Below are 15,686 nucleotides of genomic sequence, written 5' to 3' on the forward strand. Positions count from 1 at the left end.
CCGTGCCGTCATCCTCCGCGATCGGAGCGTCGCCATGACGATTCCGATCGCGGAGCGAATCCAGTGCGACGCGCTGCGGCGCAAGCTGGTGCCGGTCGAGGAGGCCGTCCAGCACGTGCGCAGCGGCGATGTCCTCGCCGTCAGCGGGTTCACCAAGGCGGGTGAGCCCAAGGCGTTCTTGCCGGCCCTCGCCCGCCACCTCGCCACCCTCCCCGACGCGCGCATCAGCGTCTACAGCGGAGCCTCGCTGTCGGAGGAGGTCGAGGGTCCTCTCGCGCCGTTCATCGCCCGCCGCGGGCCCTACATGGCGAGCGCCGCGTCACGCCGGTTGATCCACGCCGGCAAGATGCAGTACGCCGACGCGCACCTGTCTCACTTCGCCCGCGGCCTGATGTACGGGTTCTACGGCGACATCGATCTGGCGGTCGTCGAGGTCTCGCGGATCCGTCCGGACGGCAGCGTCGTTCTCTCCTCGTCGGTCGGCATCTCGGCGGAGGCGCTGGCGCGCGCCCGGGCCGTCATCCTCGAGGTCAATACGACGATCCCCGACTTTACCGGCATGCACGACATCGTGCTGCCGCCGGCGCCGCCGACCATCGGCTGGCCCGTGCCCGTCACCGGCGTGCGCGACCGCGTCGGTCTCCCCTACGTCCTGCTCGATATGGCCAAGGTGATCGCCGTCATCGAATCGTGCCAGCCCGACTTCCCGGTAGCGTTTCGGGCTGGCGGAGCCGCCTGCGACGCGATCGCCGACCACGTCCTCGCCTTCCTCGGCGAGTGCCGCGATCGCTTCGGCTGGCATCACTGGGTCCCGCCGCTGCAATCGGGGGTGGGCAACATCGCCAATGCGGTGATCGCCGGGCTTGCCCGCTCGCCGTTCCAGCGCCTGCACTTCTGGACCGAGGTGTTTCAGGAGGGCCTCCTCGGGGTGGTCGCCGACCGCGACCGGTTCGCGGGTGCCTCGGCGTCGGCGATCTCGCTAGCCGACACGGCGCCGGCGCGCGTCGAGGCGCTCATGCGGGCGGCCCGAGGTGACCTCGTCCTGCGGCCGATGTGGATGTCCAACAACCCGGAGCTCATCGCCCGACTTCACGTCGTCGCCATGAACACGCCGATCGAGGTCGACATCTATGGCCACGCCAATTCGACGCGCGTCGACGGCTCGCGGGTCGTCAACGGGCTCGGCGGGAGCGGCGATTTCTTCCGCAACGCCTACCTCAGCGTCGCCCACACGCCCTCGGTGCGGACCCTCCGCGACGGTCGCACGATCTCGTGCGTGTTGCCGTACGTGAGCCACGTCGACCACACTGAGCACGACATCAAGTGCATCGTCACCGAGCACGGCTACGCGACCACCTTCGGCATCCGCTCGCCGCGGGCCCGCGCCGGCGAGATCATCGACCGCTGCGCTCACCCGCACTTCCGCCCGCTCCTCCACGAGTACGTGGCGATGGCAGGCGAAGGCGACGAACCGCGGCTGCTGGCGACGGACCGGCTCGAAGGGTGGTGGCGTGATTATGACGCGGCCTGCACCGCGTTCCCACGCGGACCCGGGTGCGCATCGCAAGGTGCTTGACCGGCCCCGGCTTGGCTCGGCATCACCCGGCACGCGCCGCGGCGCCGATCGAGCTCGTGTTGGAGTGGCAGAGACGGCGCGGCCTGCGGCTGTTCTCGTCAGCGCACGCATCGCCGTCCGTCTGTATGACAACCGCCAGCCGCCGCCGCGCATCCGTGACGCTCGAGGCAGGCCCCATACCTCCGTCGTTCGCACGTTCGCTTGACCGGATTGTACGTATAAGCTCTAGCTTCCGCGCCGACCCATGGAGCGCCAGGCGCGAATCGTCGGGTCGTGAACGAAGCCGATGTCGCTGCTGTCTGCGCCGCTCACCGTCGCCCTGCTGGTCGCACCGACGCCCTCGTCTGCGAGTTGTCGGGGCCCGCTCGGTCGCGCGGCGGTGGTCGCCTGTGCGCTCGCCCAGCACCCGAGCAAGGCGCTCGAGCTGGCGCGCGTGGTCGGGCTGCTGCGGGAGAGTGTTTGAGCATGCGGAGGTCGTCGCTGTTGGCGCTGTCGCTCGTCGGCTGTGGCGCGCGGCCGGTCGAGAGCGGCGGGCACGACGGAGCCAAGCCCCACGAGCTGCCGCGCCGCGTCGAGCTGTCGAAGCAGGTGATCGTGGAGGCGAACATCCAGACCGAGCCCGTGCAGCGCCGGGTGGTGGCGCCGGTGCTGCTCTCGGTGGGGAGAGTCGAGGCCGATCCGGGACGCACGGCGCAGGTGCCCGTCAAGGTCGGCGGGATCGTCGAACAGGTGCTGTTCCGCGAGGGCGACCTGGTGAAGCAGGGCCAGGTGATGGCGACGGTGCGCGCGCCGGCCCTCGGGAGCCTGCGTGCCGACCTGGCGTCGCTGCGGGCGCGGACGACCTCCGCGCGCTCGAACCTGCGACGGCTGCAGGCGCTGGCCCAGCGCAACATGACGTCGCTGCAGGAGCTGGCGGCCGCGCGCGCCGAGGCCACCGCCCTCGAGGCCGAGGCGGCGGCGGCGAAGGAGCGGCTGCAGGCGCTCGGGCTGAGGGCGAAGGGCGACCCGGTGGTGTTCCAGCTGCGCGCGCCGATCTCTGGCCACGTCCTGCAGCGCAACGTGGTGACCGGTCAGCCTGTGACGCCGGAGCAGACGCTGGCGACGATCGCCGACCTCGACCACGCATGGTTCATCGCCCGCCTGTTCGAGCACTTGCTGGCGAAGGTCCGCGTTGGCGCGGCGGTCGAGGTCGAGCTCAACGCGTATCCCGACCACCCCCTTCACGGGACGCTCGATTATATCGCGCCCAGGGTCGACGCCGAGGCGCAGACGGTGGTCGCACGCGTCCCGCTCGACAACCGTGAGGACCTCCTGCGCATCGGCCTGTTCGGCAAGGCGAGGATCGTCGTGACGGACCACGGAGCCTCGCCCGAGCCTCGCCTCGCGGTCCCGCGCGACGCGATCGTCGACGTCGCCGGCATGACGATGGTGTTCGTGCGCGCCGAGGACGGAGCGTTCGAGCCGCATGAAGTGGTTCTCGGGACGGCGGGCGAGGGGGTCGTGGAGATCCTGCGAGGCCTACGCGAGGGCGAGTCGGCGGTGACGCACGGGGCGTGGACACTCAAGAGCGTGCTGCTCAAGAGCACCTTCGGTGAGGAGCCCGGGCACTAGGCATGCATGCGCTGACCGCGATCGTCGGATGGTCGCTGCGCAACCGGGCGCTGGTGCTGGCGGCAACGCTGCTGTTCGTCGCCGCCGGCGCACGAGCGGCGTTGCAGCTGCCGATCGACGCGGTGCCTGATGCCACCAACATCCAGGTGCAGGTGATCACCACCGCGCCGGCGTTGTCGCCGGTCGAGGTCGAGCAGTATATCAGCGTTCCAGTCGAGCGGGCGATGTCCGGCTTGCCGCGGGTGACGCAGATCCGCTCGCTCTCGAAGTACGGGCTCAGCGTGGTGACGGTGGTGTTCGACGACGAGATCGACATCTACTTCGCGCGCCAGCTGGTCAACGAGCGCATGCGTGAGGCGAGCGACGCGGTGCCCGCGGCCTACGGACGGCCGGAGATGGGGCCCATCTCGACCGGGCTGGGCGAGATTTACCAGTTCACGCTGCGCAGCGAGACGCATTCGTTGATGGAGCTGGAGGAGCTGCTGCACTGGTACATCGGGCCCCAGCTGCGGACGGTGCCGGGCGTGGTCGAGCTCAACAGCTTCGGCGGCGAGAACCGAGAGTACCAGGTGGTGCTGCACCCGGAGCGGCTACAGGCGATGCGCCTGTCGATCGATCAGGTCGCCGAGGCGCTCGGGCGCTCCAACGCGAACGCCGGCGGCGGGTACGTCGAGCGCAATGGCGAGCAGGTGGTGATCGGCTCGAACGGCCTGGTCCGCCGCCGCGAAGACCTCGAGCGCGTGGTTCTCGGTTCGACACCACAAGGGACGCCCATCACGGTGAGCGAGGTCGGCGAGGTCCGCTTCGGGCCCAAGCTTCGGCGCGGTGCGGCCACCCAGGACGGCGAGGGCGAGGTCGTGGTCGCTGTGACGCTGATGCTGATGGGCGAGAACTCGCGCACCGTCACGCGGGGCATCAAAGAGAAGCTGGCCGCGTTGGCGCCGTCCCTGCCCGAGGGCATGCGCATCGAGCCGTTCTACGACCGCACTCGGCTGGTAGAACGCACGATCCACACCGTCGCCACCAATCTCGCCGAAGGCGCCGCGCTGGTGCTGCTCCTGTTGTTCCTCGTGCTTGGCGATCTACGGGCGGGCCTGGTGGTGGCGACGACGATCCCGCTGGCGATGTTGTTCGCCGTCATCGTGATGAACTCGGCGGGGCTGTCGGGCAACTTGATGAGTCTCGGCGCGATCGACTTCGGCCTCATCGTCGACGGCGCAGTGATCGTGGTCGAGAACGCGGCCCGCAGGCTCGGCGAGGCGAGCCGCCGCGCCGGGGCGCACCTGTCCGAGGAGCAGAGGATCGCGGTGATCCAGGAGTCGACGGTCGAGGTACGCGGAGCCGCGGTGTTCGGCGAGATGATCATCGCCATCGTCTACCTGCCGATCCTCGCCCTCACCGGCATGGAGGGGAAGCTGTTCCACCCGATGGCGTACACGGTGCTGCTGGCGCTGGCAGGCGCGTTTATCTTCTCGCTGACGCTGGTGCCGGTTCTGACGAGCTACCTCGTGAGACCGCCGCCCGACGCGCGCGAGACGCTCCTGCTCCGCGCGGTTCACCGGGTGTACACGCCGATGCTGCACGCGGTGTTGCGGCGGCGCCGGCTGACCATCACCGTGGGGGTGCTGGTGTTGGTAGCCGGGGCGGCGCTGTTTGGCCGCCTGGGCGCGCAGTTCGTGCCGCAGCTCGACGAGGGCGACCTGCTGCTCGAGGCGCGGCGACTGCCTGGGACGGCGCTGTCGACGTCGGTGACGACGAATGGCCGGATCGAGCGCGCGCTGCGGGAGATCCCGGAGATCGTCCACGTGGTCTCTCGGACAGGCTCGCCGCAGATCGCCACCGATCCGATGGGAGTCGAGTCGTCCGACGTGTACGTGCAGCTCAAGGAGCGCGACGCCTGGCGGCCGGGACTGACGAAGGACGATATTGCCGCCCAGATGTCGGCGCTGGTCGAGATGGCGGTGCCGGAGGTCTCGGGGGCGATCACGCAGCCGATCCAGATGCGCACCAATGAATTGGTGGCAGGCATCCGGTCGGATGCAGGGGTCGTGATCTATGGGCCCGACCTCGCCGCGCTGCGAACGCTGGGCGAGTCGGTGCTGGATAGAGTGAAGGGGGTGACAGGGGTCGTAGACGCCCGAGTCGAGCAACTGCAGGGGTTGCAGTACCTGCGCATCGACCCCGACCGCAACAGGCTCGCTCGCTACGGGCTGACAATCGCCGACATCAGCCTCGCCACGGAGGCGATCGCGGTCGGGCACAAGGTCGGCGAGGTGCTGGAGGGCGAGCGCAGGTTCGACATCATGGTGAAGTTCGAGTGTCCCATCACCGGCGACCTCGATACTCTGTCGGCGCTCCCGTTGCGCGGGAACCAGGGACAGCTCGTGCCGCTCGGAGACGTGGCGAGCCTGCAGCACCTGACGGGGCCGGTGCTGGTCAATCGCGACCAACAGTCGCGACGGGTGATCGTCGAGTTCAACGTCCGCGGGCGCGACCTGGTGTCGACGGTGGAAGCGGTACAGGCGGCGCTCGCAGGCGGACTCACGCTGCCGGTCGGCTACCGCCTCGGGTACGGCGGGTCGTTCGAACAGTATATCGCCGCCCGCAATCGCCTGGCGATGGTGGTACCGCTGGCATTGGCGCTGATCCTGTTCATGTTATGGACCGCGCTGAGGTCGATCCGCTCGGCCGCGATTATCTTCCTCGGGGTGCCGTTCGCGGTGGTCGGCGGGGTGATCGCCCTGTGGTTGCGCGATCTGCCGTTCTCGATCTCCGCCGGGGTCGGCTTCATCGCCCTGTTCGGCGTCGCCGTCCTCAACGGCCTCGTGCTGGTGACCTTCGCCCAGCGTCTGCAGGCTGACGGCGCCAACCGGGTCGCGGCGATCGCCCAGGCCGCGGAACTGCGGCTGCGCCCGGTTCTGACGACGGCGCTGGTGGCGGCGCTGGGATTCGTGCCGATGGCACTTTCGACCGCGCCGGGCAGCGAGGTCCAGCGGCCGCTGGCGACGGTCGTGATCGGCGGCCTGGTGTCGGCGATGCTGCTGACGCTGCTGGTCTTGCCGGCGGTGTACGCCCGCTTCGGGCCGAGCGCCAGCGCCGGCATCAACGCGCGCGCGCCTTCGTGAATGTCGTACGAGCGAGCTCCAGCGTCGCCGTCTCAGCCGGCCGGCAGGAGGCTCCGCCTCACGCGCTCCCAGCCGAAGCCCGAGATGACTGAAAACAACCCCGGACAGACTGCGCACAGCTCGCCGCTGCCACGGGGGAGGAGGGCGTGTCATCGGCCATGCAGGGCCAGGCAGACGGCTCTGGCGCTCGCGCGCCAGCCTCCGACAGGCGACCGAGCGTCCGCTCAGTTCAGGTGATAGCGGGTTCCCCTGGCTTTTCCGGACCAGGTGAGCTCCCCGGCCTCGATGAGGCGGTTGAGACCTGCGCGGACCTGCATGTTGGAACCACCGATGCGCTCTTGAACTTGTGAGGCACTCACGGGGCCTCCGATCGCCGTCACGACCTCGAGAAGCCGCTTGTCGAATGCTTCGCGGCCGGCATGCGTTCGCGTATTGACGTCCGCCCCATCGACCGCTTTCGTCGGGCCAGACTTGGCCGAGGCAGCCTTGCCCCCCGGAGCATCTCGGACGGGGGCGTGTGCGCCATGATGCCCTTGCAAGTCAGAGAGGGTGATCGAGCGCAGCAGTGAGCCGAGCTCTCCGCGCGCCAACTGCTGCAGCTCCACGAGGGTTAGCTGGGGGTGCTGAAGCAGGAGCTCGATCAGGAGCTCACGCTTGCGGTCTTCCATTGCGGCCACGAGATCGAACTTGGACACGGCCGCGACAGTAGCACGCTTGCGTAGGTGTCTGTACGCTCGTTCCGTCGTCGCTCCCGACCGAGCCCCGCCGAGCGCGAGTCGCGGCCGCGGGTATCGAACGGGCCGAGTGTGTCGTGCTCCCTGTCACTGGCCTCAGTCGCACCCCGGCGCTGTCGCTATACGAGCAGCGACTCGCACCGCGCGGTCGTCGAAAGCGCAAGACCGTCCCGACACGACCGACGAGCGAACGGCTGCAAGAGCCGGCCGGGAGGTCGTGGCGCTCGCGCAAAGGTGGTCCAATTCTACGGCCCTCTCCATGCCGAGCCGTACCGACGAAGCGCCGACGCACGCCGTCTCGACCGGCGCGGGCGACCGCCACGCGCGCCCCTTGCAGGCGCGACGGGCGCGACGGGCCGAGGCACGCGTGGGGGTCGAGGCCGACCCCATGCGGGCCATGACTGCGGCGCTGTCCGAAGCCTTTGCGCAGCTCCGCAGCTCCGAGCGCGGTCTGACCGACCGCGAGGTGCGAGACCGCCTCGCGGCGCTCGGGCTCAACGAGGTCGTGCCTCCCCAGCGCGCCAACCTGGTGCGCGACGTCCTGGCCCGCTTCACCAACCCGTTGATCGCCATCCTCGCGTTCGCCAGCCTCGTCTCGCTGTCGCTCGGGGACCTCGTCAACGCGAGCATCATCCTCGTGATGATCGCCCTGAGCATCGCGCTCGAGACGTTTCAGACCCGCCGTTCGCAGGCCGCGGCCGAGCGGTTGCGGGGTCGCGTCGCGCCCGAGGCCACCGCCCTGCGAGACGGGCACTTCATCAGGGTCCCGCAGCGCGAGCTGGTGCCGGGCGACGTCGTGCGCCTGGCCGCCGGCGCCCTCGTCCCGGCCGATTGTCGCCTCGTCACCGCCAGGGACTTGCACGTGCAACAGGCCGCCCTGACCGGCGAGCCCCTGCCCGCCGAAAAGGAGGCCACCGCGGACCCGGCCGGCGATGTCCGCGATCCGGCCGGGATGGCCCACGCCGTCTTCCTCGGCACCTCGGTCGTCAGCGGTGTCGCCACGGCGCTGGTGGTCGCCACCGGCGCGCGCACTCAATTCGGCGACATCGCCCGCGCGCTCGCCCGCCGGGGCCCGCGAACCGAGTTCGAGGTCGGCATGTTCGACTTCGGCGCCTTCATCCTGAAGACGGTCGTCTTCCTGGTGCTGTTCGTGTTCGTGATCGCGGCGGCGGGCCACCGCCCCGTGCTCGAGGCGCTGCTGTTCGCGCTCGCGCTCGCCGTCGGGCTCACGCCTGAGTTCCTGCCGATGATCACGACAGTCACGCTCGGAGAGGGCGCGCTGCGAATGGCGAAGCAGCGGGTCATCGTCAAGAACCTGGCGGCGATCCAGAACCTCGGCAGCATCGACGTGCTGTGCTGCGACAAGACCGGCACCCTCACGGAGGGGCGGATGACCCTCGAGCGCCACGTCGATCCGTTCGGGGCCGCGGACGAGCGCCCGCTCCGGCTCGCCAGCATCAACAGCTTCTTCGAGAGCGGCATCGACTACGGCTTCGACGACGCGGTGCTCGACCGCGCTGGCATCGATCCGCTCGACGCCGCCGTGCTGCGCCACGAGCACCCCGATCTGCGGGGATGGCGAAAGCTCGACGAGCTCCCCTTCGACTTCGAACGCCGCCGCATCAGCATCCTCGCCGAGAAGGACGGCGCGAGCCTCCTCGTCACCAAAGGCGCGCCGGAGGGCTTGCTGGCGCAGGCGACCTCCTGCGAGACGGGCGGCGCTCGGCGGCCCCTCGACGCCGAGCTGCGCGCGCGCTGCGAGGCGACGTTCCGGGAGCTCTCCACCCACGGTTACCGCGTGCTCGCCGTGGCCTACAAAGAGATCAGCGCCGTCGCGCCGCTGCGCGCGGGCGACGAGGCCGGCCTCACCCTCGCCGGCTTCCTCGCCTTTGTCGACGCGCCGCTCCTCGGCGCGGCTCGAGTGCTCGCGGCGCTCGCCGCCGAGGGTGTGCGGGTCAAGATCGTCAGCGGCGACAACGAGCTCGTCGTGCGTCACATCGCCGATCGCGTCGGCATCGATCCGGGCCAGCTCCTCCTCGGCGCCGAGGTCGACCGCCTCGGCGACGCCGCGCTCGGCAAGGTCGCCGAGGAGACCCGCCTCTTCGCCCGGGTCTCGCCCGCGCACAAGAGCCGCATCATCCGCGCGCTCCGGGCCCGCGGCCACGTCGTCGGCTACCTCGGCGACGGCATCAATGACGCCCCCTCCCTCCACGGCGCCGATGTCGGGATCTCCGTCGCCGGCGCCGTGGACGTGGCCCGCGACGCCGCCGAAGTCATCCTGCTCGAGCGCGACCTCGGGGTCCTCCTCGCCGGCATCCTTGAGGGTCGGCGCGCCTTCGGCAACGTCATGAAGTACGTCCTGATGGGGACGAGCTCCAACTTCGGCAACATGGTCAGCATGGCCGGGGCCTTCGTCATCCTGCCGTTCTTGCCGATGCTCCCGACCCAGATCTTGCTCAACAACTTCCTTTACGACCTGGCGCAGATCACGATCCCGACCGACAACGTCGACCCTGGCTTCCTCAAGAAGCCGCGGCGGTGGGACATCGGCCTGATCCGTCGCTTCATGGTCGTCCTCGGCCCGGTCAGTTCGCTCTACGACATCCTCACGTTCTACGCGCTCCTCCACCTGTTCCATGCGTCGCCCGCGCTGTTCCACACCGGGTGGTTCGTCGAGTCCCTGGTCACGCAGACGCTGGTGTTGTTCGTCATTCGTACCGCCGCGCGCCCGTGGGACAGCCGGCCGAGCCGGCCGCTCGTGCTCACCGCGCTGGCCGTCGTAATCACCGCGCTCGTGCTGCCCTGGACGCCGCTCGCCACCCCGCTCGGGTTCGTCGCGCTACCGCCGGGGTTCTTCCTGTTCCTCGTCGTCGTCGCCGTCACCTATCTGGCGTTCGTCGAGGGCGTCAAGCGCCGGCTGTTCGCTCGGTTCCTCGAGTAGCGGCAGCACACGGCGCATTGTGTCGTGGCCGGCAGCCGAGCGCACGGCATGCGGACGCCGCGCAGCTCGATACGGACGGCGGGGAGGATTCCCACGCGGCGCCGCCGCTCCCGAGACAATGGCTTCTCGCGCTCGGGCGCGGCATAGCTGTCGCGTCGGGCGCAGTTGATGCTCCAAACGAACTTCGATCTCACCACAGGCCTCGGCTCGGCGGAGGCGGCGCTTCGATTGGCGCGCGACGGAGCGAATGAGCTGTCGAGCCACGCTCAGCGGACGTTGCTGAGCGACGCGCTGGCGCTCGTGCGCGAACCGATGTCGCTGCTGCTCGTCGCGTGCGGGGCGATCTATCTCGTCCTCGGCGACGTCCACGAATCCATCATGTTGCTGGCGTTCGTGCTCTTCATCATGGGCATCACGCTCGTGCAAGAGCGGAAGACGGAGCGCGCGCTCGCGGCCCTGCGCGACATGACGAGCCCGCGCGCGCTCGTGATCCGCGACGGACGGCGCGTCCGGATCCCCGGAAGAGAGGTCGTGTCGGGCGACCTCCTCGTGCTCTCCGAGGGCGATCGAGTGCCGGCCGACGTGGCCGTGCTCGATAGCAGTCATCTCACCGTCGACGAGTCGCTGCTGACGGGCGAGTCCGTCGCGGTGCGCAAGACGGCGTGGGACGGCGCGGCAGCGGTCTCTCGGCCAGGTGGCGAGGATCTGTCGTTCGCGTTCGCGGGCACGCTCGTGGTCGAAGGGACAGCCGTCGCCCGGGTCCACACCATCGGCGCGGCCACCGAGATCGGGCGCATCGGCGCGGCGCTCGAGCGGTCCGTGCCCGAGCAGACGACGCTCCAGCGAGAGACTCGGCGATTGGTCCGCCGCCTGGCATGGGTCGGAGGGGCGCTCTCGTTGCTCGTGGTGGTCGTCCACGGCGTCGCGCGTTCGAGCTGGCTCGAGGGCCTGCTGGCCGGGATCACCCTCGCCATGGCGATCCTCCCGAACGAGTTCCCGGTCGTGGTCACCATCTTCCTCGCCCTCGGCGCGCAGCGCCTGGCCAAGCGCCGCGTCCTCACGCGCCGGATCCCCGCCATCGAAGCCATCGGCTCGGCGACGGTGCTGTGCGTCGACAAGACCGGGACGCTGACCGAAAATCGCATGGCCGTGCAGACGATCGCGGCCGACGGCGAATCTTTCGACGCTCGTCGCCTCGAACACGAGCCGCTGCCGGAGGCCTTTCACGAGGCGGTCGAGTACAGCATCCTGGCCAGTCGCCAAGACCCGTTCGACCCGATGGAGCGCGCGTTCAAGGAGCTCGGCGAGCAACGCTTGGCGGGCACGGAGCACCTTCACCCCGACTGGACCCTGGTGCGCGAGTATCCGCTGTCGCGCGAGCTGCTCGCCGTGACGCAGGTGTGGCGCGCGCCGGGCGAGGCCGCGCTCGTCGTCGCCACCAAGGGCGCCCCCGAAGCCGTCGCCGACCTGTGTCACCTCGACGAGCAGGCCCGGACGCGGCTGCGCGGGCAGGTCGAGCGCCTCGGCGCGGACGGCCTGCGCGTGCTGGCCGTCGCGCGTGGCCGCGTCCGCGACGCCCCACCGGCGATCGCACACGACATGGACTACGAGTTCGTCGGCCTCGTGGGCCTCGCCGATCCCGTGCGCAAGCACGTCCCGAGGACCGTCGCCGAATGTCATGCCGCAGGGATCCGCGTGGTCATGATCACCGGCGACTATCCGGCCACGGCCGCGGCCATCGCCGGCCAGATCGGGCTCGACGCCGCCGGCGCGGTCGTCACCGGGACCGAAGTCGCGTCGATGACGGACGCCGAGCTGCAGGCATGCGTAGGCGACACCGCCGTGTTCGCGCGTGTCCTCCCCGAGCAAAAGTTGCGGATCGTCGAGGCATTGCGGACCGCCGGGGAGATCGTCGCCATGACCGGGGACGGCGTGAACGATGCCCCGGCGCTGAAGGCCGCCGACATCGGTGTCGCCATGGGCGGGCGCGGCACCGACGTGGCGCGCGAGGCGGCCACTCTCGTGCTGCTCGACGACGACTTCGCTTCGCTGGTGGACAGCGTCCGCTCGGGACGCCGTATCATCGACAACCTTCGCAAGGCGCTCGCGTACATCCTCGCGGTGCATGTGCCGATCGTCGGTCTCACCTTGATCCCCATTTTTTTGGGATGGCCGCTCGTGTTGCTGCCGATCCACATCGCGTTCCTGCACCTCGTGATCGACCCGGCTTGCTCCGTCGTCTTCGAGGCCGAGCCGGAGGAGGCCGATGTGATGCTCCGTCCGCCGCGGGACCCGCGGGCGCCGCTCTTCGATCGCCGCTCCATCGCCCTGAGCCTGGTTCAGGGCGCGCTCGTGATGCTCGTCGTCGTCGCGGTCTACGGTCTCGCGTTGAGTCGTGGGCGCGGAGAAGCCGACGCCAGGGGGTTGACGTTCACAACCTTCATGGTGGCCAACCTGGGCCTCATCTTCACCAATCGCACGTGGTCTCGGGTACGGACCGCGATCAGGGGCCGAAATGCTGCGCTCTGGTGGGTGACCGGCGGCGCGGTCGTCTTCCTCGCGCTCGTCCTCTACGTGCCGGGCCTGCGGGAGCTGTTCCGGTTCGCCCCCCTGCGACCGCGCGACATTCTGTTCTGCATCGGCGCGGGCGTCCTGAGCGTGTCGTGGTTCGAAGCCTTCAAGGCCATCCGGCCGCGTGAGAGGCACGGGATCGCTGCGGTCGCACCCGTTGAACGACGGGCTCTCGCGAGCGAAACCTTGCTCCGCGGGGAGGCAGCCCCGACAGAACGACCCTCCGCTGGCGTGGTCCGAAAAGCCAGCCCATGAAATCCCGCATGCTCCGAAACCCTCACTCTCTGGCGCTCCAGCTCTTCGGAATCGCTCACCAGATCGCCGGTGCGATCGCCGAGGGCAGCATCGACGACCAAAGCTTCTTTCCGGGTCGGCTGACTCGCAGTCAACTGGCCGAGGGGCTAGCCAGCCATCTGCTCACGGTTCGCCCGATTCCAGGGGAGGCGATCATCTACATGCAGGTCGAGAGCCGCCCGAACGCGGAAGCGTGGCGCGTCAAGCTGCCGTTCTGGACGGTGGAGGAAGGCGGTCGCAGCGACCTGTGCCTGTGTTTGCACATCCGTCGCCAAGGCGCGGAGCTGGTCGGTCAGATCGAGGACGTTCATCCCTCCACACAGTCGCTGGCGACCGCGTAACCGCGAGAGTGGAGCGAACCGCGACACCAACGCCTCGATCGCCGATCGGACCCGGACGGGCGGCCACGCCCCGCGCGCCCATGACGCCCGGCCCACCAGGCCCGATCACCTCGTGGAGCGCGCCGTTTGAGCTCTCGGCCCAGCACCGACGCTCAGGCCAATGTGCGACGGGCGGCATCGAGCAACAGCCGGCGCTCGGCGCTCGCCATTACGTGGCGGGAGGCATCGACGGCGTCGACATTGACCGAGATGGAGGTGATCCCGAGCCGCACGAGGGTCTCGGCGAACTCGGGGCGATTCGAGGGCGCCTGCCCGCAGAGGGATGTCGTGAGGCCGTGAGCCTTCGCGGCGTGGATGATGCGGGCAATCGCGTCGACGACCGCCTCGTCGGCCTCATCGAACAGCTCGGCGCAGATCTGCGAATCGCGGTCGACACCCAGCATGAGCTGCGTCAGATCGTTCGAGCCGATCGAGACGCCGTGGATCCCCAGCTTGGCGTAATGAGGGATCCAATACGCCACCGAGGGGACCTCGGCCATGATCCAGCGCAGCAGCCCTCTGTCCCGCCCGAGCGGGCTCGCGTCGACCCGCTCGAGGCAGCGCTGGAGCTCCCAGCGTGTGCGGACGAAAGGGATCATGAGATGAATGTTAGGGGTCTGTTCGCGCACTTGTGCGAGCGTCTCGAGCTCTAGGTCGAACAGCGCCGGATCCTTGACGTAGCGGAAACACCCCCGGTAGCCGATCATCGGGTTGTCCTCGCGGGGCTCGTGGTGCTCGCCGCCCGAGAGGTTGCGGAACTCGTTGGTACGGAAGTCGTACGTCCGATAGACCACCGGGCGCGGCATGAACGCGCGGGTGATCCGCAGCAGGTGCTCTCGCATAGCCTCGATGAACTTTCGACCGCCGCCCTGCGCGACGATCTCTTGGGGGTGTCGGCCGCCGAGCGTGTCGAGGATCATGAACTCGGCGCGCAGAAGGCCGACCCCGTCGACCGGCAGCGCAGCTGCCTCCGCGGCGCGATCGGCCATGGCGAGGTTTACGTAGAGGCGCGTGGACAGGGTCGTCGAGACTGCCTGGGCCGCTGCGCGGGCTTCGGTCGGCGGAGCCGTCGCTCCAGACGGTGCGGCGCCGGCGTAAACCTTGCCCTGGCGGCCGTCCACCGTGACGAGCTCCCCGTCGCGCAGCACGCGAGTCGCCTCGCGTGCGCCGACGATGCAGGGGATCCGCAGCTCGCGGCTGACGATCGCCGCGTGGCAAGTCATGCCGCCCGAGTCGGTGACGATCGCCGCGGCGCGGCGCATCGTCGGCACCCAGTCGGGCGAGGTCATGGGCGCGACCAACACCTCCCGAGGCTGCAGACGCTCCGCCTCGGCGAGGCTCATCAACACACGCACATTCCCAGCGGCGACGCCGGGCGAGGCGCCGAGTCCGGCGATCAACGCTGGGCCCGCCGTGGCATCTGCCGGGCCCTCTGCGGCAGGTGTAAGCGTCGTGATCGGGCGCGCCTGCACCAACGAAAACGCGCCCCCGGCCTCCGCCCATTCGATGTCCTGCGGCGCGCCGTAATGCCGCTCGACGCGCTGGCCGAGCCTGGCGAGCTCGATCAACGCGCCGTCGTCCAGGACTCGGCGCCCTGCCTCCTGAGCTGCGAGGACGATCTTCTGCTCGCGGCCGTCCGCGTCGCGAACGATCTTGAAGGCCTTTCGACCGATACGGACCGAACGCACCCTCGGGCCCTCCTTGTCGAGGACGTACGTGTCCACTTCGACCTGGCCGCCGACGACGACCTCCCCGAGCCCGAACGCGGCCTCGATCACGAGCGTGTCCCGATCGCCCGTCGAGGGATCGGCGGTGAAGAGCACGCCCGAGCGCTCGGCGGGGACCATCGCCTGCACGACGACGGCGAGGGACGGCTCCTCGGTCATCGCCGCGGCCTTGCGGTAGCTGAGCACGCGCGGCCCGTAGGCGGATTTCCAGCACGCGAGGACCTGCTCGATCAGGGCTTCTTCGCCGACGACATTGGTGAAACTCTCGTGCATGCCAGCAAAGGAGGTCGTGGCGGTGTCCTCACTCGGCGCCGACGATCGAACCGCGACGGCTGTTCCTGGCCCGAGCTGCGCGTACGCGGTCGTGAGCGCCGCCCGGACGTCGCGCGGCACGCCAGCGCTCTCGACGAGCGCCTGCATCTTCGTGGACGCGGACGCGAGCGCCTGAGGGTCGCTCTCGTCCAATTCTGCGAACAGGCTGCGCAGCTCCCCGCGCACACCAGCGGCGTCAAGCGCTGCGAGAAACGCCGCCGTGGTGACGACGAAGCCATCGGGAACGGGCATTCCGTTGCGCGCCATCTCTCCGAGGTTGGCGCCTTTGCCCCCCGCAAGAGGCAGGTCCGTGCGAGAGAGATCCTTGAACCAAACGATGGACTCGGTCATATCCACTCCGGCCGGCGAACGACGGCATGCGGTGCATTCGCGCCGCATGCGGACAGTCTGAATT

At 69.5% G+C, this 15,686-nt stretch carries 9 protein-coding genes; 7 read left to right on the forward strand and 2 right to left on the reverse strand.

Features of this window, described 5'->3' with window-relative positions; translation table 11 throughout:
• The first annotated feature begins 34 nt into the window (after nucleotides 1-34).
• From POL25_RS28305 to POL25_RS28320, 4 genes are all read left to right on the forward strand, one after another.
• On the forward strand, nucleotides 35-1,576 hold the full coding sequence (locus tag POL25_RS28305) for an acetyl-CoA hydrolase/transferase C-terminal domain-containing protein (RefSeq protein ID WP_272089347.1): 1,542 nt from the start codon (nucleotides 35-37) through the stop codon (nucleotides 1,574-1,576).
• A 286-nt stretch (nucleotides 1,577-1,862) separates the two neighbouring features.
• A complete protein-coding gene (locus POL25_RS28310) occupies nucleotides 1,863-2,039 on the forward strand; it encodes a hypothetical protein (protein WP_272089348.1) in 177 nt (58 codons plus the stop codon).
• A 2-nt stretch (nucleotides 2,040-2,041) separates the two neighbouring features.
• Entirely contained in the window at nucleotides 2,042-3,187 is a 1,146-nt protein-coding gene (locus POL25_RS28315) for an efflux RND transporter periplasmic adaptor subunit (RefSeq protein WP_272089349.1), read from the forward strand.
• 2 nt (nucleotides 3,188-3,189) lie between these two features.
• The gene (locus POL25_RS28320; RefSeq protein ID WP_272089350.1) at nucleotides 3,190-6,312 is read left to right on the forward strand and encodes an efflux RND transporter permease subunit; all 3,123 of its coding nucleotides are present in this window, start codon (nucleotides 3,190-3,192) and stop codon (nucleotides 6,310-6,312) included.
• A 224-nt stretch (nucleotides 6,313-6,536) separates the two neighbouring features.
• Here the strand turns inward: POL25_RS28320 and POL25_RS28325 are convergent, their stop codons facing one another.
• A complete protein-coding gene (locus POL25_RS28325; protein WP_272089351.1) occupies nucleotides 6,537-7,007 on the reverse strand; it encodes a hypothetical protein in 471 nt (156 codons plus the stop codon).
• 436 nt (nucleotides 7,008-7,443) lie between these two features.
• On the opposite strand from POL25_RS28325, the gene mgtA reads away from it, so the two are divergent.
• The 3 genes from mgtA to POL25_RS28340 all read left to right on the forward strand — a co-directional run bounded on the left by mgtA (nucleotide 7,444) and on the right by POL25_RS28340 (nucleotide 13,193).
• The gene (gene mgtA, locus POL25_RS28330) at nucleotides 7,444-9,987 is read left to right on the forward strand and encodes a magnesium-translocating P-type ATPase (RefSeq protein ID WP_373372130.1); all 2,544 of its coding nucleotides are present in this window, start codon (nucleotides 7,444-7,446) and stop codon (nucleotides 9,985-9,987) included.
• A 168-nt stretch (nucleotides 9,988-10,155) separates the two neighbouring features.
• Entirely contained in the window at nucleotides 10,156-12,813 is a 2,658-nt protein-coding gene (locus tag POL25_RS28335) for a cation-translocating P-type ATPase (RefSeq protein WP_272089353.1), read from the forward strand.
• An 8-nt stretch (nucleotides 12,814-12,821) separates the two neighbouring features.
• Nucleotides 12,822-13,193, forward strand: a complete 372-nt coding sequence (locus POL25_RS28340) for a DUF7668 domain-containing protein (protein ID WP_272089354.1) — start codon at nucleotides 12,822-12,824, stop codon at nucleotides 13,191-13,193.
• Between the two features lie 152 nt (nucleotides 13,194-13,345).
• On the opposite strand, the gene ppsA is transcribed toward POL25_RS28340, so the two are convergent.
• Nucleotides 13,346-15,622, reverse strand: coding sequence for a phosphoenolpyruvate synthase (ppsA, locus tag POL25_RS28345; protein WP_272089355.1), 2,277 nt, complete (start codon nucleotides 15,620-15,622; stop codon nucleotides 13,346-13,348).
• Nucleotides 15,623-15,686 lie beyond the last annotated feature (64 nt).

The organism is Nannocystis bainbridge (genome assembly GCF_028368995.1).
GTDB classification, from domain to species: domain Bacteria; phylum Myxococcota_A; class Polyangia; order Nannocystales; family Nannocystaceae; genus Nannocystis; species Nannocystis bainbridge.